General features: G+C 59.1%; 16 protein-coding genes and 5 pseudogenes. 15 read left to right on the plus strand and 6 right to left on the minus strand.

The genetic code is table 11. The features are described 5' to 3' along the window. The first annotated feature begins 16 nt into the window (after window positions 1–16). Genes trbL through NKH93_RS23095 form a run of 5 tightly spaced genes read left to right on the plus strand, consistent with a single transcriptional unit; the run spans window position 17 to window position 4,601 of the window. A complete protein-coding gene (trbL, locus tag NKH93_RS23075; RefSeq protein ID WP_352711461.1) occupies window positions 17–1,339 on the plus strand; it encodes a P-type conjugative transfer protein TrbL in 1,323 nt (440 codons plus the stop codon). Then, window positions 1,340–2,071, plus strand: a complete 732-nt coding sequence (gene trbF / locus NKH93_RS23080) for a conjugal transfer protein TrbF (RefSeq protein ID WP_352458767.1) — start codon at window positions 1,340–1,342, stop codon at window positions 2,069–2,071. Further along, window positions 2,061–3,089: a P-type conjugative transfer protein TrbG gene (gene trbG / locus NKH93_RS23085; RefSeq protein WP_352517829.1), complete on the plus strand. Its 1,029-nt coding sequence runs from the start codon at window positions 2,061–2,063 to the stop codon at window positions 3,087–3,089. Before trbF ends, trbG begins: the two co-directional genes overlap by 11 nt. Window positions 3,090–3,099: 10 nt before the next feature. After that, window positions 3,100–4,317 carry a TraB/TrbI/VirB10 family type IV secretion system protein gene (locus tag NKH93_RS23090; protein ID WP_352972238.1) on the plus strand — a complete coding sequence of 406 codons (1,218 nt, stop codon included), beginning with the start codon at window positions 3,100–3,102 and terminating at the stop codon, window positions 4,315–4,317. Between the two features lie 11 nt (window positions 4,318–4,328). Further along, the gene (locus NKH93_RS23095; protein ID WP_352517831.1) at window positions 4,329–4,601 is read left to right on the plus strand and encodes a DUF2274 domain-containing protein; all 273 of its coding nucleotides are present in this window, start codon (window positions 4,329–4,331) and stop codon (window positions 4,599–4,601) included. 175 nt (window positions 4,602–4,776) lie between these two features. On the opposite strand, the pseudogene NKH93_RS23100 reads toward NKH93_RS23095, so the two are convergent. Then, window positions 4,777–5,720 (minus strand): annotated as a pseudogene (locus tag NKH93_RS23100) (IS630 family transposase). Window positions 5,721–6,031: 311 nt separating this feature from the next. Between NKH93_RS23100 and NKH93_RS23105 the strand changes: the two are divergent. The 4 genes and pseudogenes from NKH93_RS23105 to NKH93_RS23120 all read left to right on the plus strand — a co-directional run bounded on the left by NKH93_RS23105 (window position 6,032) and on the right by NKH93_RS23120 (window position 13,785). Beyond that, window positions 6,032–8,536: a hypothetical protein gene (locus NKH93_RS23105; protein WP_352518140.1), complete on the plus strand. Its 2,505-nt coding sequence runs from the start codon at window positions 6,032–6,034 to the stop codon at window positions 8,534–8,536. A gap of 1,669 nt (window positions 8,537–10,205) precedes the next feature. Next, window positions 10,206–10,922 carry a hypothetical protein gene (locus tag NKH93_RS23110; RefSeq protein WP_352518139.1) on the plus strand — a complete coding sequence of 239 codons (717 nt, stop codon included), beginning with the start codon at window positions 10,206–10,208 and terminating at the stop codon, window positions 10,920–10,922. Window positions 10,923–11,095: 173 nt separating this feature from the next. Further along, window positions 11,096–12,418 (plus strand): hypothetical protein, encoded by a 1,323-nt coding sequence (locus tag NKH93_RS23115; protein WP_352518138.1) that lies wholly within the window; start codon window positions 11,096–11,098, stop codon window positions 12,416–12,418. A 208-nt stretch (window positions 12,419–12,626) separates the two neighbouring features. Then, window positions 12,627–13,785 (plus strand): annotated as a pseudogene (locus NKH93_RS23120) (IS110 family RNA-guided transposase). 840 nt (window positions 13,786–14,625) lie between these two features. On the opposite strand, the gene NKH93_RS23125 reads toward NKH93_RS23120, so the two are convergent. Then, window positions 14,626–15,351, minus strand: a complete 726-nt coding sequence (locus NKH93_RS23125; RefSeq protein WP_352815980.1) for a thermonuclease family protein — start codon at window positions 15,349–15,351, stop codon at window positions 14,626–14,628. Window positions 15,352–15,450: 99 nt separating this feature from the next. Further along, window positions 15,451–15,723 carry a hypothetical protein gene (locus NKH93_RS23130; RefSeq protein ID WP_352547770.1) on the minus strand — a complete coding sequence of 91 codons (273 nt, stop codon included), beginning with the start codon at window positions 15,721–15,723 and terminating at the stop codon, window positions 15,451–15,453. A gap of 923 nt (window positions 15,724–16,646) precedes the next feature. On the opposite strand from NKH93_RS23130, the pseudogene NKH93_RS23135 reads away from it, so the two are divergent. Then, window positions 16,647–16,925: pseudogene (locus NKH93_RS23135) on the plus strand (integrase core domain-containing protein); the annotation flags it as partial. A 124-nt stretch (window positions 16,926–17,049) separates the two neighbouring features. On the opposite strand, the gene gmd reads toward NKH93_RS23135, so the two are convergent. From gmd to NKH93_RS23150, 3 genes and pseudogenes are all read right to left on the minus strand, one after another. Next, the gene (gene gmd, locus NKH93_RS23140; protein ID WP_023718702.1) at window positions 17,050–18,120 is read right to left on the minus strand and encodes a GDP-mannose 4,6-dehydratase; all 1,071 of its coding nucleotides are present in this window, start codon (window positions 18,118–18,120) and stop codon (window positions 17,050–17,052) included. Window positions 18,121–18,260: 140 nt separating this feature from the next. Beyond that, window positions 18,261–18,582: pseudogene (locus tag NKH93_RS23145) on the minus strand (nodulation factor ABC transporter ATP-binding protein NodI); the annotation flags it as partial. Window positions 18,583–19,064: 482 nt separating this feature from the next. Next, window positions 19,065–19,439, minus strand: coding sequence for a hypothetical protein (locus NKH93_RS23150; RefSeq protein ID WP_352815978.1), 375 nt, complete (start codon window positions 19,437–19,439; stop codon window positions 19,065–19,067). Between the two features lie 797 nt (window positions 19,440–20,236). On the opposite strand from NKH93_RS23150, the gene NKH93_RS23155 reads away from it, so the two are divergent. The 5 genes and pseudogenes from NKH93_RS23155 to NKH93_RS23175 all read left to right on the plus strand — a co-directional run bounded on the left by NKH93_RS23155 (window position 20,237) and on the right by NKH93_RS23175 (window position 26,731). Beyond that, complete coding sequence (locus tag NKH93_RS23155) at window positions 20,237–21,226, plus strand: nodulation protein NodZ (RefSeq protein WP_352726134.1); 990 nt, start codon at window positions 20,237–20,239, stop codon at window positions 21,224–21,226. Window positions 21,227–21,468: 242 nt separating this feature from the next. After that, entirely contained in the window at window positions 21,469–22,884 is a 1,416-nt protein-coding gene (locus NKH93_RS23160) for a mannose-1-phosphate guanylyltransferase/mannose-6-phosphate isomerase (RefSeq protein WP_352815976.1), read from the plus strand. A gap of 637 nt (window positions 22,885–23,521) precedes the next feature. Then, window positions 23,522–23,830, plus strand: a pseudogene (locus NKH93_RS23165) (DUF4917 family protein); the annotation flags it as partial. 237 nt (window positions 23,831–24,067) lie between these two features. Further along, complete coding sequence (locus NKH93_RS23170) at window positions 24,068–24,526, plus strand: (2Fe-2S)-binding protein (RefSeq protein ID WP_352739852.1); 459 nt, start codon at window positions 24,068–24,070, stop codon at window positions 24,524–24,526. 3 nt (window positions 24,527–24,529) lie between these two features. Beyond that, complete coding sequence (locus tag NKH93_RS23175) at window positions 24,530–26,731, plus strand: xanthine dehydrogenase family protein molybdopterin-binding subunit (protein ID WP_352815974.1); 2,202 nt, start codon at window positions 24,530–24,532, stop codon at window positions 26,729–26,731. Window positions 26,732–26,895 lie beyond the last annotated feature (164 nt).

Raw genomic sequence — 26,895 nt, forward strand, 5'->3', positions numbered from 1 at the left:
CGAGGAAGGCGGCGACATGAATGACCTCGGCGTCATTGATCGCTTCATGGAGACTTTTACCCGCTATATTGATAGCGGGTTCGGTCTGCTTTCGGGCGACGTCGCCTTTCTCACCACCATCCTGATCGGCATCGACATCACGCTGGCAGGCCTGGTCTGGGCGTTCGGCGGCGAGCCCAATGTTCTTGGCCGGCTTGTCCGAAAAGTGCTCTATGTCGGCGCCTTCGCCTTCATCCTGAACAATTTTAAGAACCTCGCCGACATCATCTACCATTCCTTTGCCGGCCTCGGCATCAACGCATCGGCCGGCAATCTGTCCGCCGACAGTCTCCTGCGGCCAGGCCGCATTGCCGCGGCCGGCTTCGAGGGCGCCTGGCCGCTGCTCAATCAAGCGAGCCAGCTAGTCGGCTTCCCCGAGATTTTTGGCAACGCGCTGACCATCTTCGTGCTGCTTCTCGCCTGGTTCCTGGTCCTCATCGCCTTCTTCATCCTTTCCATCCAGCTTTTCATCACCATCCTGGAGTTCAAACTCACCACATTGGCCGGCTTTGTTCTGGTGCCCTTCGCGCTCTGGAACCGCTCGGCGTTTCTGGCCGAGCGCGTGCTCGGCAATGTGATCTCGTCGGGCATTAAGGTGATGGTGCTTGCCGTCATCGTCGGCATCGGCTCCACGCTCTTCGGCGAGTTCGCTTCCGCCCTGCAAGGCAAGGAGCCGGACTTGGCCGCGGCCATGTCACAGGTACTGGGCGCGTTGGCGCTGCTTGGGCTCGGCATTTTCGGACCGGGAATTGCCTCGGGTCTTGTTTCCGGCGCGCCGCAGCTTGGCGCGGGAGCCGCACTCGGAACCACCGCGGCGGCCGCCGGATCAACGCTCGTTGCCGGAGGTGCGGCGCTTGCCGGCGCGCGCATGGCAACCGGCGGCGGTCTCGCCGCCGTTCGAGCCGGCACGGCCATGGGATCGGCTGCTTCCACAGCTTGGCAGATGAGGCGTGCAACATCGCCCGAGTCCGGCCTCTCCGGCGTAGCTGCTGGACTGCAGGGCGTTGCCGGCGCAGCTGGCGGCGCCGCGATTCGGGGAATGCGATCTGCAACAGAACCATTCCGGCGCAGCGCCGATGCCGGCCGCGATGCCGCCTGGACCGCGACGGCCGGCACGCCGACCGCATCAACGACCGGAAACCCTGCCGCGTCAGGTGCCGATGCCGCGCCGGCGTGGGCGAGGCGCTTGCGTTCCGAACAGACCGCGCGCGCCCATCGCCACGCCGCCACGCAGGCCGTCCGCGATGGCGATCGGGGTGGAAGCGGCGCCAACCCCTCTCTCAACGATAAGGAAGACTAGATGCTCTTCAAGCGACCTGTTCAGCGTTACGGGAAGACGCCCCACCCCGTCACACCATACCAGAAGGCCGCCCAACTTTGGGACGAGCGCATCGGCACTGCGCGCGTGCAGGCAAGGAACTGGCGCCTGATGGCCTTTGGCTGCCTCGCTCTGACCACCGGGCTCTCTGGTGGACTCTTGTGGCAGTCGATGCAGGGCCGCGTCGTGCCCTATGTCGTCGAGGTTGATCGTTTCGGCGAGGCGCGCGCCGTCGCTCCAGCAATCCGGGACTACGAGCCCACCGATGCCCAGATCGCCTGGCATCTCGGCCGCTTCATCCAGAATGTCCGCTCTGTTTCCACCGATGCGGTGCTGGTGCGGCAGAATTGGCTCTCGGCCTACGACTTTGCCACCGACCGCGGAGCCCTCTTTCTCAACGAGTACGCTAAGGCCAACGACCCGTTCGGCAAGATCGGCACGCGCAGCGTCTCGGTGCAGGTGACGAGCGTGGTTCGAGCGTCCGACAGCTCCTTTCAAGTCAAATGGACCGAGCAGGTCTTTGAGCGCGGCAGCCTCGCCAGCACAACGCGTTGGACCGGGATCCTCACCATTGTGATCCGGCCGCCGAACAATACCGATCAGCTGCGCAAAAACCCGCTCGGCGTCTTCATCAATGCCATCGACTGGTCGCGCGAGCTCGACAGTGCCGCGCAGACTTCCGTTCCCCCAAAGGAGCCCGCCAATGATAAATAGACTCTCGTCGCTCCGCACTGCGCTGGTCCTGTCGACGTCGGCTGCGGTCATCTCCGCCTGTGCCTCGAAGCCGGTGCCGCCACCTCAGATTTCCTATGATGCTGCCAAGTTCCAACCGGCGGCAATCGAGAAGGCGCCGGAGAAGCCCGTCAAAGTCGTGGAAGTGCCGAAACCGCTACCGCTGCCCGGCCAGTTGCAGCCCGAGCCGGGCAAGGCTGCTGAAGACAGGCGCTCGCCTGAAGAACGTGTCGCCGATGCCAACAAGGCGGCGACGCAGCAACCCACCAAATATGGCTATGTGAATGCGGTGCAGGTTTACCCCTTTGCCGAAGGCGCGCTCTACCAGCTCTATGCCGCACCGGAGCGCGTCAGCGATATCGCTCTGCAGTCAGGCGAGAAACTCCAATCCGTGTCGGCCGGCGATACAGTGCGCTGGGTAATTGGCGATACCGTCAGTGGCTCCGGCGATGACCAGCGCACCCATGTGCTGGTGAAGCCCTTCGCGCCAGGACTTGCCACCAATCTGGTGATCACCACGGACCGGCGAAGCTATCACTTGCAGCTTCAAAGCACGGATAAGACCGCCATGGCGGCAATCTCCTGGACCTACAGCGAGGACCAGATTATCGCGCTACGCCGGCGCGATGCGCAGGCCGAGGCTGCTATGCCAGTGGCGTCGAATGTGGCTCTCGAAAATATTCGCTTCCGCTATTCGATTACCGGCGACATGCCGCCCTGGAGGCCGACGCGCGCGTTCGATGATGGCAGCAAGGTCTACATCGAGTTTCCGCGCCGCATCGATCAGGGCGAGGCCCCGCCGCTCTTCATCGTCGGTGCTGACGGGGACAACCAGCTCGTCAACTACCGCATACGCGGCAACTATTACATTGTCGATCGCCTCTTCGCCGCGGCCGAACTGCGCCTCGGCGCCAAGCAGCAGCAGGTGGTGCGCATCACGAGGACCGACGGCAGGCAAGCGCCGTGGCGGAAATTGCTCTTTTCGCGTTCCAGCAGGTGAGGGACGGCCCATGACGGATACTTCCCGCTCCGATGCTCCACCGAAACTCGATCCAGAACAGCTGCAGCTGCGGGCCTCGCCTCGCCGCGCTGTGCGCTTCAAGCGCAGCATTATTGTCGCCATTGCTGCTGTTGGTTCCGGCGCCGTTCTAGGCGTCACCATGATGGCGCTGCAGGGACCGGCGCTGCGCATCAAAGAGCAGGCTGAAGAGCTTTACAACACTGAGCGGAAGCCAACCGCGGAGGCAATTGAAAGGCTGCCTAAGGACTATTCCGGGATCAAGCCCAAGCCTCCGGTGCTTGGACCACCGCTGCCCGGCGACCTCGGCCGCCCCCTCCTTGAGCACCAACGCCAGCTGGGCATCGCGCCGGGCCAGGAGGTTTCGGCGGAGGAGCAGCGCCTTGCACAGCAGGCGATCGAGGCGCGCGAATCGCAAGTCTTCTTCCGGATCGAAAATCGACCCCGGCAAGCAGATGCCGCCGGCAACGGGCAGGGCGGGCGTCCACCCTTTGAGGCAACGGCTCCACAATCCGATGCCGCACGCGATTCAGCTTCCGTTGCACCGGCCGAGGGCGACCAAAACAATCAACAGCGCAAGCTCGATTTTGTCGGCCAGCGGAACACAAGTGGAATCTACAATCTGCATGCACTGCAGACGCCGGCTTCGCCCTATCAGCTGATGGCCGGCAGCGTCATCGCAGCGAGCCTGATCACTGGCATCAATTCCGACTTGCCCGGCCTCGTCGTCGCACAGGTCACCGAGAATGTGCACGACACAGTCACCGGCAGCACCTTGCTCATTCCGCAAGGCTCTCGCCTGATTGGCACCTATGACAGCGTTGTTGCCTATGGACAAAGGCGCGCGCTGCTGGTCTGGCAACGGATACTGCTGCCCGACGGCTCTTCGATCGAAATCGACAATCTGCCGGCGACGGACACCGCCGGCTATGCCGGGCTTGAGGACAAGGTGGATTTCCACACCTGGCAGCTGATCAAAGGCGTTGCGCTGGCCACGTTGCTAGGGGTCGGCACGGAGCTGAGCCTCGGGGAAGAGGAAAGCGACCTGGTCAAAGCAATCCGCGAATCCGCTCAGCAGAACGTCAGTCGAGCTGGCCAGCGCATCACCGAGAAGAACCTCAATATTCAGCCCACGATCACCGTCCGCCCTGGTTGGCCACTGCGCGCCATCGTGCACAAGGATCTTGTGCTACGGCCGTACCCGAATTGACTGGAGTCATCATGACCAATCTGAAACTCGGCAAACTTCCGGATCGGACACCTTCGAAGATCACCATAAGCGTAAGTGCAGACCTGAACCAAGCACTGAAGGACTATGCGGCGCTTTATCGTCAGACCTATGGCGAGTCCGAATCGGTAGCGGAACTGATCCCGTTCATGCTGGCGGAGTTCCTGGAAAGCGATCGAGCGTTTGCCAAGGCCAGAAAGGAAGGGCTCCCTGTCGTCGACATGTCAGAGAAATCGCGGCGGCAGGCAATTTCAGGGTCCGAATAAGTGACAGCGACCAGTGAATCCGAGGGGGCACCTTTCTAGGCGGGCAAATGCATTGAAGCAATTTGCCGGCGGCAAGCCGAAACATAGGGCACAATAGACGAGCTGATCTGCCCCGAACCAATGCCGGCTCTGCGCCCAAATCGGTCATTGGCGTTTGCGCTAGAGCACGTCCTGTTTAATCCGGTTCATATCCTGCGGCTTTGAAGTAGTTGGCGCATTCGGCTGGGGTGAAGAGGTCGACGACCGCGCCGACCGCGTCCCAGAGAGCCTTGATGGTTCTCTCGGCCTTTGCTCGCAGCAGCGCCTTGAGTTTGGCGAAGGCGTTCTCAATCGGATTGAAGTCGGGACTGTAGGGCGGCAAGTAGAGCAGGCTCGCACCTGCGGCCTCAATCGCGTCGCGCACGCCGGCGGCCTTGTGGGCGGGCAGGTTGTCCATGACGACTACGTCGCCCTCCGACAATGTCGGGACCAGCACCTGCTCGACATAGGCCAGGAACACGTTGCCGTTCATGGCGCCGTCGTAGACGAAGGGCGCAGTCATGCCCGTCAGCCGCAGCGCTCCGGTGAAGGTCGTGGTCTTCCAGTGGCCATGCGGCACGCCGGCCCGGCAGCGCTCGCCGCGCGGCGCTCTTCCACGCAGGCGGGCCATCTTTGTGGAGAGGCCAGTCTCATCGATGAACACGAGCTTCGCCGGATCAAGATCGAGCTGGCCGTCGAACCAGTCCCGGCGCCGCTTCAGAACGTCGGGGCGATCCTGCTCCAGTGCGTGCGCGGACTTTTTTTGAATGTCCAGCCGTGACCGCGAAGCCAGGCGCTCAAGGCGCTGCGGCTGATCCGCACTGACTGCTCGGCGACGAGCCGCTCCACCATCTCGTTCAGCGTGATGTCCTTGCGCTCCTCGATCGCCCGACGATGAAGGCTTCATGCGCATCGAGGCTGGAGGCGCGGCGGCGGCCCTGCGGGCGTGGCGGCCAGTTCACCAATGTTCGCCCCCGCAATCCAGCGGATCGCGCTGGACACTCCCACGCCGAACCGCGCCGCCGCTTGCCGCGCCGACATGCCCTCGTCCGAAGCCTTCAAGACCCGCGACCGAAGATCACCGCTCAATGCTCTTCCCATCGTCCACCTCCATCGAGGTGGATGTTGAATCAGCACAAAACGCAGCCGTCACATCACATCGATTCATCGATCACAGGACGTGCTCTAGAAGAATTGAAAGCAGACATTCACTGCTGACGCGCACGACAGGGCGTCTGGGTTCATTCCCGACTCTTTCTGCGGGATTTCGATAGGGGTGGTCGAATCACTGGCACCACTTGCTTGAGAAGGGATCCTAGATATGGTCACAAGCTGGAAATGTTGAATGGCGCTCACTTGCGCCGTCAGGCGAGAGTTTTCGCAATAGCGAAGAGTGGGATTCAGAAACAAGAATGAACCAGCCTGCCGCATCGCCTGACAAAATGACCAGTATTACCGATCTGATACAGTGGTCGGCCACGCGAGATCACAATGAGGCAGATACGCGCCACAAGGTGATTGATACCGTCCTGCATGAATTCCTAGCTTGGCCGAAGAACCGCGTGGCGACAGAGGAGTACATTCGGCCCGGGTTCGCGGACTACATCCTCAAAAAGGCCAATGGCGACGATCTGATCTTCATCGAGGCAAAGAAGGATGGTGTGTTTTTCGAGCTTCCGGATGCGGCCACTGCTGGCGAGGTATCGAGCTACATATCTATCCAAAAGCTGCTTTCCGATCCAAACATCAATGACGCGATGGGGCAGGTTCGCAGGTACTGCTTTGATACGGGCTGCGAATATGCCTGTATCACGAACGGCATTCAGTGGGTGCTCTTCAAGACCTTCGAGAAGGCAAAGCGCTGGGAAACACTCTCTGCCTTTGTGGTGAGAGACCTCACGTTTTTCGCGAAGGAATACACGCGCGCGGTGAACGCGCTCTCATTCAAGGCGATAACGGAGAACTCTTCGCTTGTTTCCCTATTAACAAGCGCTCCTCCCAAAGACCGGCAGCTCTATTTTCCTAAAGACGACATTCCGGCCTATTCTCACACAATCACCGCCAATCGGCTCGCCTCTACCCTCCGCCCTATAATCAATCACTACTTCGGCATTATTGGGGATGACGACACCGAATTCATGGAGCGGTGCTACGTTTCTCAGAGGGATTCGCAGGCGTCCTACGACGGTATGCGCACGCTTATCCACGACTCTCTCTCTCCCTACTTCCAGTCGTATGGCGTTCAGCAACTCGATGAGACCGGCAAAGGCGGACAACTTGGGGGCAGGCTGACCAAGAACATCAAGAAGGGCCGCAAAGGCGAGGTGCTGGTTCTCTTCGGCGGGAAGGGGTCGGGCAAGTCCACCTTTATCAAACGTCTGTTGCACCACAATCCGCCGCGGTGGCTAAAGGACCACTCGGTGGTCGCGATTGTGGATCTCCTGAAAATACCAGAAGACATTGAGGGTATACGGGTCGCCATCTGGGATATTCTTGTTCGAAGTCTCGACGTTGACCGCATCCTGGAATCGGATCGTTCGACGCTCATCGCGAAGCTGTTTTCCGATCGTTTCCAGACTGCTTCGAAACAGGAGCTTTCTGGCCTGCCGAAGGCGTCCGAAGCATATAATCTGCGACTAAACAATTTAATCAGCGAATGGAAGTTGGACAAAACATACTGCGCGCGTCAGTTGGTGGACTACTGGAAAGATCGGGCCAAAGGCATAATTGTCGTTGTCGACAACACTGACCAGTACGCAGGCCCGACGCAGGATTTTTGCTTCGCTTCGGCGCAGCAGATTGCGGACGAGCTTGGCTGCGTCACGCTGATTTCGATGCGAGAAGAGAGGTTTTATAACTCAAAGATTCACGGTGTTTTGGACGCGTTTCAAAACGCCGGCTTCCATATCAGCTCACCCAAGCCCGCAGAGGTCTTCAAGAAGCGCCTCGCCTACACGGTGGGCCTTCTGGAGAACGAGGCGCGGCGAAGTGACTTCATCCACGGCGCTGATAAAGCGACGGTCGACGACTGCTGCAAGTACCTCAACATTCTCTGTCGAGAGTTCATGGGTACGGCCTCGCCGCTGAACAGCTTTCTCACCGCTTGTGCGCATGGCGATATCCGTCTGTCGCTTGACCTGTTCCGCAGCTTCCTGCTGTCCGGCTACACAAATGTGGAAGAAATGCTCGCAGCCGGCACCTGGAATTTCTTAATCCACCAGGTCATAAAGCCGGTGATGATACCCACCCGCTACTTCTACGACGAGGGGTTGAGCGATATTCCGAACATCTATCAAATCCGGTACGCTCGTCACGGCTCACACTTCACCGGACTGCGAATTCTCCGCAAACTGTCAAAGAACATAGATGGCTCTGCGCCAGCCTATATGTCAGTTTCGGAATTGAAATCGTACTTCGCCGAGACATTCAACATGTTGGACGATTTCGTGAAAAATGCCGATATACTCCTCAAGCATGGTTTCGTGGAATCCAACAACAGGGTGGACGCCTATTCAGATGAAGTGGACTCGATCAAGATCACGAACTACGGGCTCTACATGTATGAAGAGCTCGCCTATGATTTCACGTATCTTGACTTGATTTGTACGGACAGCGCCGTCTTTAACGAGACCGTGAACAACTACCTGGCTGAAGCCGCGCGCCGCGAGTACGGCCTGTTCATCAAGGGAGACCGGTTGGAGCGAGTAAAGGTTCGATTGCACCGCGTCGGCGAATACATCACCTACCTCAGATCGGAAGAAGATCGCGAGCGATCGCTTTATTCGTTGGGTATGCCTGAAACCGAAATGTTTGCGCACAAGTCCCACCAGACATTCCAAGCCGCCAAGACGCGCGTGCTTGCCAGCGCAAAGCGGCAGTCCGATATCCGCGGAAGGCGCCCCCGGGCAGGTCGATAGTCAGACTCGGCGCTGCTTGCGGACTCACAAATCGTCGACATCGAACAGCGTTTCAAATCCGAGATGCTGCAATAATTCGGGCTGTTTCGCTGTTTCCAGAACGTTGGAATGAACTCTCAATTCGGACGATCGCCGCCCACAATTTGAATAGAACTGACGGACACGATTGGGGCCTATGCGTCCTCATGGGTTTGATTGATGAGGAAACCCAAGCACCCATAGACCAGTGTGCGTGGCTTCGATCGAGAAGGCCATCGGAACGATTGGGCAATCGGGAAGAATAGCAGAGATTGGGCCGAAGAGCGGCTTACCGCAAAGTTTTTCGTAGTCCGGACCGTCACGTCACGGCCCCAAGCCGCTCTCCGAAGCGATTGAGAGCGGCAGTGATACCTAGTATCGTCCGCCACATGGCAAGATGCACAGCACCAGTACATGGCCATCGCACAACGAGCGGCGCGGCGGCCTGCCCTACATGCGGTGCCGGCTATGGCTATGGCCGCAACGGCGGCTACGGGTCGTACTCGTCCCCGTCCTACTACTCCCCGTCGGGGAGCGGCGGGGGCGGCCGCAGCAGCGTCGGCAGGTCCGGCAGCAGCGTAAGGCCTCGCTGGTCGCGAGCAGGATCGTCCGTGGTGTACACGGACGCACAGGTGCGGGCACTCGCGCCGGTCCGCAGCAGCGTCGAGATCGAGCGTCCCTGCCGGACAGTCGGGACGTCTTTTTCTGCCACGCATGGGACGCCCGGAGCGGGGCTGCCAAGCAGCTGCACGATCTGCTCGAGTCGCGCGGTGTCTCGGTCTGGTTCAGCGAGAAGGACGTGGCCTTGGTACGCCGTTGCTCCGCGAAATCGACAAGGGACTGGCGAAGTCGCGCGGGGATCGTGCTTGTGACCCCTGCGCTGCTGCGCCGCGTTCATCGCCGACAAAGAGCTTTCGGCACTCCTAGCGCGAGACCTGCTCGTTCCCATTGTGCATGACACGACGTATGAAGCTCTCCGCGAAGTCAGCCTCCTGCTCGGCTCGCGAAGCGGCCTGAGCACTGCAGAGGAGGCCGAGGGCAGACGTCGCGGCCAAGCTCGCCGAGCTGGTCGCCCTCCAGGTTTATTGCCGGTGGTTGGCCCGATCTCGCGCGAGCGGTACGGGCGCCGGCGTGGCGGCACTCACCGGACCACCGCGGCAGTGTATTTCCACACACCATTGCTAACACCGCTGCTGCCGTTTCGACCCCTTAAACACGCGTTTGCATGGAACGAGCCGCTGCGCGTCTCGCCGTTAAAGCGCGCGTCTGACCGAGGCTTCAGCGATCCGAGTTCCTAGCGCAGATTTCCGCTATGGGTCGGATGCGGAATGGTAGCTTGGCGCGAGTCCGGACCGAAACCGCACAGTCCGGTATCGGCCACATTGCTGCCGGGCAGGAGCGCGCCCATCTCGGCCATAGCGATGGGCGTCGCCCAGACCTGAAAGCTACTGGTCCGCTGGGGTCGCTGCAGTGTCCTGATAGAGCGGGTAGTCGCGGCGCGCAAATGGCCGCAAGGTATCAGTCTCTACCGCGGTCGCCCCAAGATCACTACGTGCGCTGGGCTTCCGAGCGTTGGATATAGGACGATTCGGGCGACGAGATAGCCTGCCCCTGGTCCATCGAGGGGCTCGCCAATGGCTATTTGGAGCGTATGGGAGTCATCGGCTTCAAACGGGCTTTCATGCGGGAGATCACCTACGAAGGTCTCGACGTCATCGCGTCTGCTGAGGATGAGGTCTACAAGCAGCGGGTCGAAAGCATCCATGCCCATTTCGGCGGCGGCATAGGCGTGTGCCGTTTTCGCCAGCGACCGCAGGTAGTGCCGACGATTGACTTCACCGACCTTCACTGCCACGTGCTTGGCTCCAGTCTCTTCCGCAACCTGCTTGACTATGCTCGCCATAGCCTGCCGATCGACGTAGTTCCAAGGTTGGCCAATTGGCGCCGACCCGGCGCAGCTAGGGTTGAGCAGCTTGGGGAGAGGCGACGACCAGAGGCTGATCATCAAGGGCGCCTCTGCCAAGACGACTCTGCGCTTGCCGAGATTCCGTATAGGTTGACCCTGTTCGTTGACCTCGACAAAATGCATTGGGACGTCGGAAGGTCGATCCTTTCTGTTCCTGGTTGGGGCATCCACCTGCGCCCTGAACACCCCGAGTTGCTTCTTAAGCACCTCTTGCTCGTATTTCTGGATGATCTTTTGGCAATCGGAGCAACAAGACTTCTTGAGGACGAGGCTGTTGGCGCCCAATGCGAAGGGTATCACGTGCTCGTCCGTCAACGGCGCTCCTACGACCCCGCAGTAGATGCACCTGCCCGGGGAGGGAATCCGGCGACTCCGGCGTTGCTCCAGGTCGAATTCTGTTAGCTTCATTGAAACGACATCTCCCCTCACCCGATGGAGGCAATCACGTTTGCAATCGAGAATTCCGAAGACTTCTACAAACTGCTCGTGACGGACTCCGACAAGGTCTGCGCCGACCCGACATCATCTCAAAGATTCTGTTGATGCCCGTATTCTCCCGGCGTCGACTCCAGCAGATGCTTGATGACCTTTCGGCTTATCTCGATCAAGAGAAATTCTGCGATCTCGTTCAGAGACTCGAATCGAAGAAAGTCGATCAGGCACTGCCAGGCGAAATGGAATTGGCGATATTGTGGGCGATTGCGAACACCGGCGACATCGTCGTCGAGCCGGAGTGGTGGGGTGACACCCGGCGGCCGGATGCCGTCTCCGAGACCGTCGTGTTGGGCACGCAAGTTGCTGTTGAGATCGCGGCGGCCACGGATAACTCAATTTCGCCAGAAGAGGCGATGGACCGTGTTGCTCTTTCCATTATCGACTTCTGCAATCGGCTGTCCAAGGGAGTGGGCCACCACCTCTATTTTCGTTTCGGCGAAACCACAAAGCGCGTCGAGGGACGAAGCTTTCGACAAGTCTTGGCACCTTTTGATTTTCAGTTGAGTGAAGAGCTGGGGAAGAGGTTAAGGGAATGGGTACGTGAAGATCGATTTAAGTCAGAGAAAATCACTCTAAGTGAGCTGGGACTTTTGGTAGAAGTGGAGTGGAAGACGTATCGCCAGATCCGATACCATAACATCTGGACATCCTTGCCGCCGCAGGCCTATTCGCTTGAGGAGAATCCGCTTTTCGCGCTTCTTCGTCGAAAGGCAGATCAGCTTCGCGCGGCGACAACAGGAACAGTCCGCATCATCGTCGTCGCCGATGTTGGGTCGACCCTTTTGAACCGCATGGGTAAGATCGGGGAAAATGACCCAGGGGGACGAAATTTTTCCGCGCGGCAGATTATTCACCGCTTTGTCCAATTACATAACCGGAAGATCGACGGCGTCGTGGCATTGAGCCCGCGAAAAGAACTGCGAATGGGGAGTAGCGAACGAAAATGGGTGGCTCGGGGCTTCTATACTGACGTGGGGGAAGATGCGTGTGTGGCGCTCTCGAAAATCCTTGAAGCCTTGGCACTTCCACGCTTCGCTGGATATCAGGTTAGGTCGTTATTCCGTCAGGGCTGTTTTTCGCCGAAGGCAAGGGGATGGTATCTGGGAATGAGTATGGAGAGCAAACTTCGAGATAGGAATCCAAATAGTGGGCGACAGGAAAGCGTGAGAATTCCTGCACGGATGTTCTTGGATCTTATGGCGGGACGCATCACCGAGGCACAATTTCGATACTTCCTCGGTGAAAGAAACGGTGAAAAGAATTTTCTTGCTAGTTGGCTCAACAAGGGCCTGACGATCTCAGGCGCGGAGATGGCTCCACGGAATCTGGATGAGGAGGACGATCACATCATCCTTCATTTCAGTGATGATCCAGTTGCTCGTCCGTTAACAGCCAAGGGATAGACTTAGCAAAGCTGATCCTAAGCTGGAAAATCTCATGGACGGGCGAACTTGTACCAAATCCCAAAATCGTTCACGGAATAACGGAACGACTGCTCTTTGCATATGCTACCCGAAAGCAGACCGTCACCTGGCGTGAAGATCCTATGGGGATGGAAGGCGACCAGCGCTCTGCGAGAGTGAAGTCGCCAAACATCACCTGGAGGTCAGCATGCAAGCCAACACCACCAAAGCCCCGGCCGCTATCCGCGTCGTTCTTGCCGCAATATTTGTCTCGTTAGAGCTGTCTCGTTCAAAATGGCTCGTGACTTCGCTTTCGCCAGGTGGGGGCGAGAGAATGTCGAGACACCTCGTGCCGGGGGGCGACATTCCGGGTTTGCTCGATCACTTCGCAGAGCTGCAACGAAAGGCGGAAGCGCGGACAGGGCAGCGTTTCCGGGTCATATCAATCCAGGAAGCTGGTCTGGATGGATTCTGGATACATCGGGTCCTCGAACGCGAAGGCATCGAGAGTTATGTCGTGGACCCGGCATCCATTGCCACATCGCGTCGCCGCCGGCGGGCCAAGACCGACAGGATTGATGGGGAAGCACTGGTTCGAGCGTTGTTGGCCTACAACCGCGGCGAGCCTCGGGTTTGCGCGATGTTGCGAGTGCCAACGCCGGAGGAGGAAGACCGTCGCCGGTTGGTGCGGGAGCGGAAGGCGCTGACGAACGAGCGGATCAGGCACGTCAACAGGATAAAGGGGCCTTTTGTTCAGCCAAGGTGTGTCCGGATACGAACCGTTGAAAGGCGATCGACGCAAATGCCTCGACGCGCTCATTACCGGAGATGGGCGTCCACTGCCGCCAGCGCTCATGGCGCAGATCAGCCGCGAGCTGGATCGCATCGAGTTGCTGATCCAGCAGATCAAGGATGTTGAAGAGGCACGCGACGCCTTGCTCGTCGCGGCAGATGAGCCAACACCGGCCCTGCTGCTCAGCCTCAAGGGAATAGGTCCGGAGTTCGCGGCCGTCCTGTGGTCTGAGGGATTGTCGCGCAAGTTTGACAATCGACGACAGGTTGCCGCCTACGCTGGTTTGGTGCCAACGCCCTGGCAAAGTGGGCAGATTAATTGCGAGCAGGGAGTCTCGAAGTCCGGCAATCCTAGGCTCCGGTCGACGCTTGTCTAGGTTGCGTGGCTCTGGGTGCGCCATCAACCCCATTCCGCACTCAGCCAGTGGTTCAGGGCGCGAGTCATCCAGAATGGTGGCCGGTACAAGAAGACGGCGATCATCGCCCTCGCTCGGAAACTGCTTGTTGCGCTGTGGAAATACGTGAACGCCGGAGTCGTTATAGAAGGAGCTCTCCTGACGAAACCATCAGCGTAGACGCCAATCGATCATAACAATCTCCAGGCCAATCAGGCCTGGCAGATCCTCGGTAGACGAACCGACGAAACTCATGGCCTCAAACAGCCGCCGTTGAAGAATGGTTTCGTCTCTTGGGTCCGAATCCGCCGCAAGCGGGATCATGGAACAGGTGCATGCGCCCTGACCGAATATAAGGTGGACTGGGTTCGTTCGCGAACCGCGTCACGCAAACGGACCCATCGAATGGATCTGCGGATTGCCCGGAGGTACATGAGAATGTCGACGTGACGCCGTTTGTGGTTGACCATCCCCATATAAGAGTTTCGGGCGCCGGCAGGCGTACGAAAGTCCCCGAGGAAGGAACCCGCGGGCCGCAGACGATGGCTATGGGGATTTTTCTTGGTGAGCTCCGCGATTGCCATCATGAGAAAGGGTGCACTGGCGAGCGTCAAATCCATTGCAGTGGCAGACTCGCTTGCAGAAAACGCTTGTACGCCTAATGCTACACCTGTCGTAAGACCAATCGCTGCGACCGCAATCACTAGGGCCCAGGCACCACGGTAGGTCCACTGCCATAGCTTGCCAGCTTTGACTCATCACAGTCTGCATTTTACTCGAACCCCCGACAGGACAACATCACGCCTTGATCGCCTATCAGCATACACTGAAAAATAACTATGTTAACGATTTTGAACACTTAGTTAAGGCGTCTTCTCTCTATTGCCGCAACAACTTTTTCTGCCCTTCAGATATAGAATACCTCGTCAAAAATGGGGCTAGCAGACCGCGCCGCCCATGGATGGTCTTCGTTGGATCGGTGTAAGCGGAAAGCCCAACAGGCCGTAGCTCGCATTTCAGCTAGCAGAGTGTTTCGCATGCGATCCCATCCTTGTCGCGATCGAGTTTTCCGCCCCAAGAGCAGTTTTGCAGGTACCAGTTGGCTTCGTCGCAGGAACCGATCTGCTTGCACGTTCTCCGCGGCTCGCAAGAATAGCCGCTCTGCGCGAGCAGTTTACGGCTGATGATGCCCAGCGGGCGACTCGACGGTGCCGCGCCGTCGGCGTGCGCAGCGCGCCATTCCCAGGGTGCCTGAAACGTCCCGACCCACAGGCCGATCTTTGAGGCTTGGGCTTGCGCCTGCTGCCCCGCATAGGTGCCCTGGCTGTAGTGAGGCCAATCCAGCGCCTGGCCGTGCTCGACCATCCAGGCGGCCACGCCCGCGCCGTCGGCGCGCCGACAATCGCCGACAAAGCGGTGGTAGCGGTCCCACGTCACGAATGTGCATTCGAGCGGCCTCGACGCGGCCAGGAAAGTGTCCAGCGCTTCGGCCGATCGCCGGCCGCAAGGATACTCGGCGCCATTCGCATCGCGGCACAGCTGCCGGCTCTCTGGCGCGTCGATGCCGTTGAAGCGGACGCGCTGGCCGTGGATTTCGATCGTATCGCCGTCAATGACGGAAGCGACACCGGTAAGCGAGGCGGGCGCCGCCCTTCGTGGGCTGGCCTTTGATGCATCGTCGCTACGTTGCGCGCCCGACGGCGCCAGGAAGGCGGCCACCGCCGCCGCTGCCGTAAGACCGAGCATTGCCGGCACGCTCGCAAGTTGGTGGGGCCGCCACAGCTTGGCACCGGTGGGTCTCTGCCACCGATTGGATCGATATTTGCGGTATGGCCTGCTCATCCGCTACGCCGACCAGCCCGGCCATGCGCTGTCGACCATGGGCAGGCCGGCGCAATAGTAATCGTCAAGGAACCGCCCGGTGGACCGGTCGCGGCAGCGCCAGATAACGCTGTAGTTCTGGCCATAGAATTGGTCCCACGCGACGCCATAGGTTTGTGGTGGCGGTGGCCGGTAATATGTTCCGCCTCCATAGCCGTTGTTGGCAGCGACACCCACGACTGCGCCGCCGACAGCCGCGATCGCTATGCCTGTCGCGACAGCATTGTCGGTTTGCACAAGCCTGGTGCACTTCTCTGCTGTTGCGCCCCTGCGCACTAGAAGGGCCGCTACCCTGCTACGATACTGTTCGTCCGTGCTGCTGGCGAGAACGTGACATAGCGCAACGGTATTCATTGCCGTGAGATCGCTGTCCGACACGACAGTGCTCGTAGAGCAGCCGCTGACGCACAGGGCTGCACTTGCGATGAGTGCTCCAATTTTCATGTGAATTCCCCCAAACAAATATTGGGGCGAGTCCGACCTAGAAGTCCAGAGTTTTGTTTTTCACATTGCTACGATTCACAGCATGCTGCGGCTAGCTGGCATCCACTGCAACCAACTCTTCCGCCGGTCGTTGACTGATGCTGGGTTGATCTCAGCCACTCCAGAACTTGCCCGCTGGCTCAAAACCGGCGGGCTTTTTTTCCGCGACGCCGGAAGGCTCTATCTCGCCGCATGTTGTGGTACATCGGCACGCCGTCATCGGGCCGTGCCGTTGACCAAGGTGGTCCCTCCGCCATGGTCGGCCGGCGCAGCCTTGACCGTCCGCGCGGGCCATCCCAATCAAGCCCGCTGGCTTCGGTCGGCGGCTTTTTATTTGATCCCCGGCGCCGTCGGCTTGGATCTAGATCCTCGCCAGTGCCGGATTTGAAGGTAAGCTGCGGCGGTATGATCGCACTTCGCGCGGGACGGACCATTGGTGTGCAGCAAGAGCGCCGAGTTCATTCGGCCAAGATTCTGCACTAGGCCGAGGTAGGTGAAGGCAGATAGCTATCCGGTAATCGCTGAGATATTGGAGATAATGTTCCCCCATGGAGGTGTGTACCAGTATTATAAGTTTCCAAACTTCATGTACGAACGCCGTGGACGAGCTGCTGTGTGCGCTTGCCGTAAATCGCTTCCGCGAGTTCACAGTCGGAGGTTGGCTAGGACCCTAACGCGAGAGCTTCAACGGGCCCCTTCGCGATGAACTCCTCAACGAGACGCGGTTCACGTCCCTGGCCCAGGCCCGCGCGAGGCTCAATGTATGGCGCGCCGATTACAACGGCGCGCGTCCGCACTCGCACATCGGATGGCAGACACCCAACGAATCTGCATCGACCTTCAACCCGCGACGGTCGCTCGCGCTGCGCAACGTGAAACGCTCCGCGCCAGCACCCGTCGCGTCCACTGGCCATCAGGGCAAATCCACCCCCGGAAACGAACTCAAGACTGGATAAAATTTGGGGGAAACGTCAGGGCGGCCATAACTTTGCAGTCTTCAGACGCGAGGCGGCCTACAACAGCGCTGCCCACCATGCTTGTGGCCCGCGACCCACACGGCTTTTCCCTTCAGGTCGTACACTATGCTTCCTTCATGATTACCGATGTCTGCATGACCTTGAGGTCTTCCCGCACCATTTCCGCGGCGAGCTCGCGCACGGATGTCTCATGCACCCAGCCAAGCTTCTCCTTCGCCTTGGTGGCATCGCCCAGGAGAAGATCGACTTCCGTGGGGCGGAAGTAGCGTGGGTCTACCTGGACTAGGCATCTGCCGGTCTCGACATCATAGCCCTTTTCGTCGACTCCCTCACCACGCCATTCGAGCTCGACGCCGACATCTTCGAAAACCCATTCGACGAATTGGCGGACAGGGGTCGTCTTGCCCGTCGCCAGCACGTAATCATCCGGTTGATCCTGCTGCATCATCATCCACATACCACGCACGTACTCACGCGCATGGCCCCAATCGCGTTGAGCATCGAGATTGCCGAGATAAAGCTTGTCCTGCTTGCCGAGGTAGATAGCAGCGGCGGCGCGGGTGATCTTGCGCGTCACAAAAGTTTCGCCGCGCAGTGGGCTTTCATGATTGAAGAGAATGCCGTTGGAAGCATGGATACCATAGGCCTCGCGATAGTTGACCACGATCCAGTAGGCGTAGAGCTTGGCGGCGGCGTAAGGGCTGCGCGGATAAAAGGGCGTTGTTTCGTTCTGCGGTACGGATTGCACGAGGCCGTAGAGCTCTGAAGTCGAGGCCTGATAGAAGCGGGTCTTGTCCTTCAGACCGAGGAGGCGGATCGCCTCAAGAAGTCGCAATGTTCCGATACCGTCGGCGTTTGCTGTGTATTCCGGCGTTTCGAACGACACCTGGACATGGCTCTGAGCGGCCAAGTTGTAAATCTCGTCTGGCTGGGATTCCTGAACTACTCGGATGAGATTAGTCGCATCAGTGAGGTCACCGTAATGCAAAATTAGGCGCGGATCGGGATCGTGCGGGTCTTGGTAGATGTCTTCGATGCGACCCGTGTTGAAGGAAGAGGAACGTCGCTTAATCCCATGAACGACGTAGCCTTTTTCCAGCAGAAGACGGGTAAGATAGGCACCATCCTGTCCCGTTATGCCCGTAACCAGAGCAACTTTCCTGTTCTCGCCCATTTTCTTCCTGCTCTATGGTAGTTGAAGTTTCGAATCTGGCTCGCACACCGCCAGCAAACTGCGGCCCGCCCCATACCCTATGGTAGGATTTCGACAGATGCGGCGCGGAGCTCGTCATTGACAGTGTCAGCCAGCGAGCACACCTGCTCCTGCTTCGAGGCATAGCAAAACAGAGTCTCGCCGCTAACCTGCCTAAGTCGCACATGCGGCCTGAGTGCCGAACTCAGCTCACGGGGTGAGCGACATAGATTTCAGTCACGTCGCACCCGATTTGCTCATCAATCAGCGAGTGAGGACGCCCTTCTGGGATTCTACGTCCGTTCTCAAGCACGCACAGTCGGTTGCATAGCCGCTCCGCTTCTTCCACGAAGTGGGTGGCCAGTAGAATCGTCTTGCCCTGCGCCAACAGGGCAGTAGCCGTTCCCAGATAAAATAGCGGGCATGTGGGTCCAAGCCGACACTAGAACTCCACCTTACCCTCTTTTGCGCTAACCAAGTAATCTTTGCCTGCTTCGGCGTCTTCTAATGGAAATTGTTTTGATCAGTGAAATCGATTGTTTGGATGAGGTGCATCCATAAAATGGATTGTTTGACAGGGCAGGGCGGCACCATCGGCGGCACAAAGTCGTGGGTGCGAGGTTTCGCTCCGCGCGAAGACAAAGTTCGTGTCAGTGGGCGGCTTCGGGCGAACCGCACATCTGAGACGGCGGCGAAAAGCGCGGGTAGGGCATCACATATTGACCTCCATGAATTTCGGGCGGCGAGCCGGAAAACGGTGGCTGGGCTTCAACGATGGGGGGACGAAGCGACCATCAAACTGTGTTTCATACTGTAGGCGATTCGCAGTGCGGCGACTTTGAACGGCTGCCTTTGCCAGCCCTCGCCATCGCATCCGGCGAAGGTCGTAGCTTCGTTTCCAGGTACCGAAGATCTTCTCGAACCGACTACAAATTCTGTGGATCGGTTGGTTCCAGGCGTCGAGCTTTCGGCCTCGTCGCGCCCCCACATAGCGGTTGCGACGATGCGCGGCCTTCCACCCTTGGCGCGCACCGCGTCGCCGAGATGATTGCCTCGGTAGGCGCTGTCGGCAAACACTTCGCCGGGATTGTCGGGCAGAGCATCAGGAACGGCGTTGCCGTCCTCGGTGTGGGCGCCGTGACGGCGATCTCCTCGACAAGGGCCGTATCGGCGTAGGCACCGAAATGGGCTTTGAAGCAATGAAACGCTGGTCGGCCCTTGTGCTTGACCCAATGGCCCTCTTCATCATCTTCGCTGGCCGAGGCGATGATCGCCGCATCGACAGGCGTGCCGATCTTCACCTGGATCGCTGAACTGGCGGGTGATCTCGGCGAACAACAGGGTCATGAACCTCAAGGGCCTGTCGAAAACGGACGAGAGCGGGTTCGCACAGGTGTCGGCTCTGACACCGAGAACCCGCAGAACCGTCGGAACGATCCTCCACGTGGCTGCAGACGCCAAAATTCCTCTCTCGGCCATCGTCGCACAGCATCGCGTGCCAGTCGCTCAGTCCAGCCGGCTCGAAAGCTATCCGGCAGGAGTTGCGCCGTGTTGGCGCACTTGAAAGCGTCAGAGGGCGCCGTGTCGCATCTTTCGATGGGACCGGACACCATGATGGCCATAAATGACGTGGATGGCCTGTGCCTGACATTCGACGGCTGGCGGGTCCTGCACATCCGTCCTTCAGGAAACGCCCGCAAATGACATGTTACGTTGAGGCAGTTAAGAATTGGACTTGAAAAAGGGACTTTGTGGACTGCCTCGACCGGCTGTTTCGCTTAGCAAAGCGCGGCCCCACGTCAGCAGAGGCTCATGGTCAAGGAACGCCTAAGTATCCATCACATGGATGGGCCACATTCACGCAATCAATTTTACACATGTCGCCGGGCGCATTAGAGAACGCTGAATTTAAACCGGAAGCGAGTGTACCCGGCGTCAAGATTTGCGAGCGTCACAGAGATAAGGATAGGCAGTGCTGAGGGAGCTCTTCTGCCCCACGCGCAGCCTCTACCAAATCGCCCGGCGTAACGGTCGACTAGTATCGATTAAGAGATCCCAAGCCAGATGCAACCTCGTCTCTGAAACGAGATTTCCGAAAATGCAGGTCAGTGGATTGGTAAAGCGCAGGTTCGTCGTCTCTCAGAGGCGTACGGGGTTCGGTGATTGTCTGTGGTCGCTGGCGGCCGCTTGGCGCTACGCTCAGCGGTCGGGACGAACGCTAGCCGTCGACTGGCGCGGGTCCTGCTATCTCGACCAACCCTTCGCAAATGCCTTCCCGGTGTTCTTCCAACCGATCAATGACATCGCTGGGGTACCGGCTATTTGCGACGACCGGATCAACGACTTTTCCTTCCCGGGTCCATTCTTCCCGGAGTGGTGGAATAGGCCAGCGATCGACTGCCTTTACCGCCCAGATGAGCAGATTTTCCAAGAGCGCGACGAGTTGGGCGAGCTCTTTCAGGCCGAACACGATGTCGAAGCGAACACAGTAGTGTGTGACGCTTGCTTGATGTGGCGCTGCGATGAGGATGCCGAGCGGCAGGTCTTCCAGAGTGTCAAGCCTCGGTCTGAAATTCAAACACGCATAGATGCCATTTACCAAGAATGTTTTGAGGGGCACAGCATCATCGGGGTTCATGTTCGACATGGTAACGGTGAAGACATCATGGACCATGCGCCTTACTGGGCCGATCCGGAGTTCGCCGTTCGACAAGTGTGCACTGCGGTTGATAAGGCTAAAGCGTTACCGCACCCCAAGCCTGTGCGGCTGTTCTTGTGCACGGACAGCGCGCAAATCCTGGATCACCTGTCGGCCAGGTTTCCCGATCTTCTCACCGTCCCCAAGCATTTCCGATCCGATCAAGACGGCCCCTTACACACTGCAGCACTTGGGATGGACGGCGCAATTTCCGCCCTCGTTGAGATGTATCTTCTCGGGCGCTGCGATACTGTAATTCGGTTTCCTCCGACGAGCGCCTTTACACGATATGCACGCCTTTTCGTACCACGCGTAATTGAGTTCGATCTGAAGGAGCCAAGTCGTTTGATTTTGATAGAAGACAGCCAAAGAATCTCTGGTCTCAGTTAAGACCCGTCACCTGCACAATTCGGCGGATGCAACCAACAGGCATAGTTGAATGTCCATTTCTCATCGAGGCCATGGAAGCGTCGTACGATACCGATAGCGTCGTCATCTGAGGCCGTTCGGCAACGCGCCAGAACTTCGCTGTTACTCGGAGGCCGCAGACCAAGCCAGAGCGACGGCGATCGTGACGCTAACGCTCGAAAGGGCGCGGGCAATCACTCCAGAGACGAAATCGAGGTTGTTATATGAAAGTGGTTCCCGTCATCATCAGCGGCGGAGCCGGATCGCGGCTATGGCCCGCCTCAAGGCAATCGCACCCTAAACCTTTCCTCAAAGTGGCAGACGGGCATTCACTGATGCAGCACACTGTGTTGCGCGTCGGTTCGATAAAGGGCGTAGTGGAACTCGTCGCCGTGACATCTGGGGAACACCTCTTCCTTACCAAGGACGAGTTCGACGAACTAGATTCCGTGGTCCTGCCACGCACCTTTCTGCTCGAGCCTGAAGGCCGGGATACGGCCGCAGCCGTTGCGGCAGCCGCCATCCATGCCAAGGCAACGCAAGGCCCTGACGCGATTCTATGCGTCTTCCCAGCCGATCACATGGTTGGCAACCTGCCTGCATTTTTAGACGTCATGTGCCGGGCCATCGAACATGCGAAGCTCGGGCGGATCGCCACATTGGGCATCACCCCAACCAGACCGGACACGGCATTCGGCTATATCGAAGCGGATGGTGAGAAAGTCGTCCGTTTCGTTGAAAAACCGGATCTGGACACAGCCAAAGCCTATGTCGCGTCCAAGCGCTTCTTCTGGAACGCCGGCATTTTCTGCTTTAGCGCACAAACCATGCTCGACGAGATGGCATCGCATTGCCCCGCGGTGATCCAGGCCGTCTCCGACAGCTACGAGAACGGCCGCTTCAGTCAAGGCGAAGGCTTTGCCAAAATCGAACTCGCGCCTGAGCATTTCGGCTCCGCCCCGCGAATCTCGCTCGACCACGCTGTCATGGAGAAGACGAACAAACTTGCCGTGGTTGCCTGCGACATGGATTGGAACGACATCGGATCCTGGAACGCAATGGCCGATTTGATCGCCCCCGACCAAAGCGGGAACAGGATACGCGGCGATGTGCATATGGTCGACACGACCGGCAGCTATGTGAGCTCCGACAAGCGCGTCATCGGCACGGTCGGTGTCAGCGATCTGGTGATCGTCGATTCCCCGGACGCTTTGCTCGTCGCATCCCGCGACCGCGTTCAGGACGTCAAGAAGCTGTTCGAGGGCCTCAAGGCTTCAGGACATGAAGCTCACCTGGTCCACAGCACGGTACACCGGCCGTGGGGTACCTACACGGTTCTTGAGGAAGGCGAGCGCTTCAAGATCAAACGCATCGAGGTGAAGCCCGGTCGGCGGCTGAGCCTGCAGATGCACTATCATCGTTCGGAGCACTGGGTCGTGGTCAGCGGCTCCGCGAAAATCGTCAATGGCGAGCAGGAGTTGTTCCTGGCGACAAACGAATCAGCCTACATCCCCTGCGGCCATAAGCATCGGCTGGAGAACCCAGGCAGAATTGACCTGGTGATCATTGAAGTGCAGAGCGGCGATTATCTCGGCGAGGATGATATCGTTCGCTTCGACGACGTATATGGTCGAACGTAGATTTCACCCGCGTGACGAGAACGGTCAACGTGTCGCTGACTAATTACCACTAGGAAGCCCGTCTGCCCACTCAGGACCGGATGCTTGTGGAATCGGGAATTGACCAAGTCAGCGGCGAATGACCGCAATCGGCATCAGGGGTGGGACAAATCAACCGGAAAAGACCGGAGAGCATAGTAACGCAACACAGTCCCACTGTCGAATAGCCTTTGATATTTCTGACTTTCCAAGCACCCTCAGGGCCCACCAAAATTATATCAATGGCTTATGGCCGACTTCGCTCTGAAGTGGGCCAAATCGACCTCGCTATCCCCGCAGCACTCAGTTCGATTGTTTTCGCATGAAAACGAGCAAGGACCGGGGGAGGGCGATCTTGTGCTGGCTTCTATGTCCAATCTTGCTCCTGTTCGTCGTCAGGTTGTGTGCAGCCACATAGCGCGGCTATCGCGAGGCTGGAAGGCCTCCGATCGATAGGTGCGGCGAACGGCGGCAACGAGGTGCGAATAGGATGGCTGAGCGTATGATCGAGAATACCGCAGTTGCGGTCTAGCGCGAAATGCAGCGTCTGTGACTCATCGGTCATTGCAGCGGGAAATCATGACCCTAAGCCGCCCTTCATCAGCCCACCAGCGCCCAGAAGAAGGCGAAGATCCGTCACAATGCCTACCTGTACCAAGGCTTCAAGCAGTTCACCGCGAATGTGAAGACCGCCAGCCATTGCTTCTTCATTTTCGGCCATTCGCTCGCCACGAATGACGACCACATCCTTAACCGCATAGCGCGTGGCAAGTTTCTCTATGGTGAACCAGCATCCGCGGATAACCAGCGGATCATGAACCACGCGAACGAGCTAGCGGTGCAGCGCAACGAAAAACCGCCGCTTGATGTCGTCTTTTATGATGCTGCTACAGTTCATGTCTGGGGTTTAGGCTTAGAAGCGGAATGACTGCCAACCAGGTCATCGAGCCGGAAACTGACCGGCCGGTCGGCCCAAAAATGACATTCAGTTGCCTCCAGCCTTTCGACACGAGCCACTTCACGATCTCGCGATTGCCAGCTAGCGGCTTGTTGCTCGAGCTGCGCGATCCTAGTCTGTGGTCGCTATGCCTCAGCAAGAAGAGTCCGGTTCCTAGCCGGGCGGAGGCGCAACGAGATAGCCAGCTCAGGACAAGGAGAGCAAGCCATGGTCGCTTTTACCCTCAATGGCGAGGCGCGAACACTCGACGTCGATCCAGAGATGCCGCTGCTCTGGGCGATCCGTGACGGCATCGGACTCACAGGAACGAAATTCGGTTGCGGCCTTGCCCAGTGCGGCGCTTGCACGGTTCACGTTAACGGCATGCCGACGCGCTCGTGCCAGACCGCAGTCGGCGACATCGAAGGAGCCTCGATCACCACCATTGAGGGCGTGTCGGGCAAGATCGGCGAAACGGTCCAGGCCGTGTGGGCCGAGTTCGACGTACCTCAATGCGGCTATTGCCAGTCTGGCCAGATCATGTCGGCCGTGGCCCTCCTGACAGCGACGCCGAAGCCGACGGACGATGATATTGATTCGGCGATGAGCGGCAATCTCTGCCGCTGCGCCACCTATCATCGGATCCGCGCGGCCATCCACGAGACCGCCAACCGGCTGGAGACTTGAGGCATGTTGCAGTTTCTCCCGAAGCATAATGCCGTGGGGCCCACGCGCCGCCAGTTCCTCCTCGGCACGGCCGTCACCACCGCGGGCCTCGCCGTGGGCTACCGGCTAATGATGGCCGCGCCCGCCAACGCACAAACGACGCCTGCAGCGGTCCAGGCGAACCCCTTCCAGACCTATGTCGAGATCACACCGGAGAACCGAATCGTCATCCACTCGTCGCAGTTCGAGATGGGACAAGGCTCCTATTTCGGCATCGCCACCCTGGTTATGGAAGAGCTCGACGGCGCCTGGGCGCAGGTCCACGTGGTCGGCGGATATGGCAATACCGCGCTCTACGGCAATCTCGCCTGGGGCGGGGCCGCGCAGGGAACCGGTGGCTCCACGTCGATGAGCTCGTCGTGGGAGCGCTACCGCAAGGCGGGTGCTGCCGCACGGGCCATGCTGGTGGCGGCCGCGGCGCAGCGGTGGGACGTGCCAGCCGGCGAGATCACAGTCGCTTCCGGGGTCGTGTCGCACGCCTCAGGGATGCAGGCGCGCTTCGGTGACCTGGCTGAAGCCGCAGCGGGAATGCCGGTTCCCGACGACGTGCCGCTAAAGCCGCGCGACAAGTGGGCCCAGATCGGATCGGACAGCCTCAAGCGCTACGATTCCGCCGGCAAGACCAATGGCGCGCAGACCTACACGATCGACCTCAAGATGGATGGACTCAATACGGCCGTTATGATCCATCCGCCGAAGTTCGGCGCTGAGATCGAGAGCTTCGACGTCTCCAAGGCCAAGGCACTCGACGGCATTGTCGATGTCGTCCAGACGCCGCGCGGCATTGCCGTGGTCGGCAGGGACATGTGGACGGCGCTCAAGGGCCGCGATCTCGTGGAGGTGACCTGGAACGAAGAGAAGGCCGAAAGGCGCGGCACGGCCGAGATCATGGCCGAATACACTAAGGCAGCAGACGATCCGGGCGCGGCCACCGCGCGCGACGACGGTAACACTCCAGCAGCGTTGGCCAGTGCTGAGAAAGTCATCCAAGGGCACTACGAATTCCCCTATCTTGTCCATGCTTCGATCGAGCCACTCAACGCGGCCGCCCGAATCAACGAAGACGGCACCATCGACGTCTGGGGCGGACACCAGATGCCCGACCTTTATCAGGCGGCTGCCGCTCAAGTAGGCGGCACCACGCCGGACAAGGTGAGGCTGCACGTGATGAAGACCGGCGGCAGCTTCGGCCGCCGAGCGGTCTCGGACGCAGATCTCATTATCGAAGCTGTTTCCACAGCGCGTGCACTGGGACCCGGCAAGCCAGTGAAGGTGCAGTGGACCCGCGAGAACGACATGCGGGGTGGGCGGTACCGGCCGGCCTATGTGCACGCAGTCAAGGCGGGGCTCGACAAGGAAGGCAATGTCGTCGCTCTCCATGACCACATCGTGGGCCAATCGATCGCGGGCGGTTCGCCCTTTGCGGCGATGATCGAGAACGGCATCGATCCGACCTCCGTGGAGGGCGCCACCAACCTGCCCTATGCGATCCCGAACCTGAAGGTCGAGCTGACCACCACGGACGTGAACATCCCAGTGCTGTGGTGGCGTTCGGTAGGCTCCACCCACACCGCTTACGCAATGGAAACCCTGATTGATGAGCTCGCCGCCGCTGCGAACCGTGATCCGGTCGACTTCCGCTTGTCGATGCTCGGTCACCATTCACGGCATGCCGGCGTGCTGAAATTGGCTGCTGAGAAGGCAGGCTGGGACAAGCCTCTGCCGGAAGGCCGTTTCCGCGGCGTGGCCCTGCATGAAAGCCTCTCGACCTATGTCGCCGAGGTGGTGGAGATCACCTTCAACGATGGAAATGATTTCAAAGTCGACCGCGTCGTCTGCGCGGTAGATTGCGGCACCGCGATAAATCCTGACCAGATCCGCGCTCAGATGGAGGGCGGTATCGGCTTCGGGCTAGGCGCGATCCTCCAGGAGGAGCTGACCCTGACGGGCGGTGTCGTAGACCAAGAGAACTACGACACCTATATGCCGCTCAGGATCGAGCAGATGCCGCGCGTCGAGGTGCACATTGTGCCGTCCGACGAGCCGCCCACGGGCGTTGGCGAGCCGGGTGTGCCGCCGATCGGCCCGGCCGTCGCCAACGCGCTACGGGCGGCGACGGGCAAGACGATCCGCAAGCTGCCGATCATAAAGAACTTGTCAGCATAGCCGGGAATGACACCATGAAAACGGCCGCGATGAAGATCGCGGTCGTAGGTCGTTTTTGAACGCCTCCTGACAGGCGATCACCTCCATTCGATCAATTTTCCGGCGGCTGCCCGGTCCACTATCCGGTTTAGAGACGGTAACCCGTGTTCTGAACGACCGCAGAC

Origin of the sequence: Mesorhizobium sp. M0954 (assembly GCF_040319155.1) — a bacterium.
Lineage (GTDB): Bacteria > Pseudomonadota > Alphaproteobacteria > Rhizobiales > Rhizobiaceae > Mesorhizobium.

Coding starts and splice junctions, on each gene's coding strand:
- trbL (WP_352711461.1), top strand. CDS start 17: ATGAATGACCTCGGCGTCATTGATCGCTTCATGGAGACTTTTACCCGC.
- trbF (WP_352458767.1), top strand. CDS start 1,340: ATGCTCTTCAAGCGACCTGTTCAGCGTTACGGGAAGACGCCCCACCCC.
- trbG (WP_352517829.1), top strand. CDS start 2,061: ATGATAAATAGACTCTCGTCGCTCCGCACTGCGCTGGTCCTGTCGACG.
- NKH93_RS23090 (WP_352972238.1), top strand. CDS start 3,100: ATGACGGATACTTCCCGCTCCGATGCTCCACCGAAACTCGATCCAGAA.
- NKH93_RS23095 (WP_352517831.1), top strand. CDS start 4,329: ATGACCAATCTGAAACTCGGCAAACTTCCGGATCGGACACCTTCGAAG.
- NKH93_RS23105 (WP_352518140.1), top strand. CDS start 6,032: ATGAACCAGCCTGCCGCATCGCCTGACAAAATGACCAGTATTACCGAT.
- NKH93_RS23110 (WP_352518139.1), top strand. CDS start 10,206: ATGGGAGTCATCGGCTTCAAACGGGCTTTCATGCGGGAGATCACCTAC.
- NKH93_RS23115 (WP_352518138.1), top strand. CDS start 11,096: ATGCTTGATGACCTTTCGGCTTATCTCGATCAAGAGAAATTCTGCGAT.
- NKH93_RS23125 (WP_352815980.1), bottom strand. CDS start 15,351: ATGCTCGGTCTTACGGCAGCGGCGGCGGTGGCCGCCTTCCTGGCGCCG.
- gmd (WP_023718702.1), bottom strand. CDS start 18,120: ATGGGCGAGAACAGGAAAGTTGCTCTGGTTACGGGCATAACGGGACAG.
- NKH93_RS23155 (WP_352726134.1), top strand. CDS start 20,237: ATGCAGGTCAGTGGATTGGTAAAGCGCAGGTTCGTCGTCTCTCAGAGG.
- NKH93_RS23160 (WP_352815976.1), top strand. CDS start 21,469: ATGAAAGTGGTTCCCGTCATCATCAGCGGCGGAGCCGGATCGCGGCTA.
- NKH93_RS23170 (WP_352739852.1), top strand. CDS start 24,068: ATGGTCGCTTTTACCCTCAATGGCGAGGCGCGAACACTCGACGTCGAT.
- NKH93_RS23175 (WP_352815974.1), top strand. CDS start 24,530: ATGTTGCAGTTTCTCCCGAAGCATAATGCCGTGGGGCCCACGCGCCGC.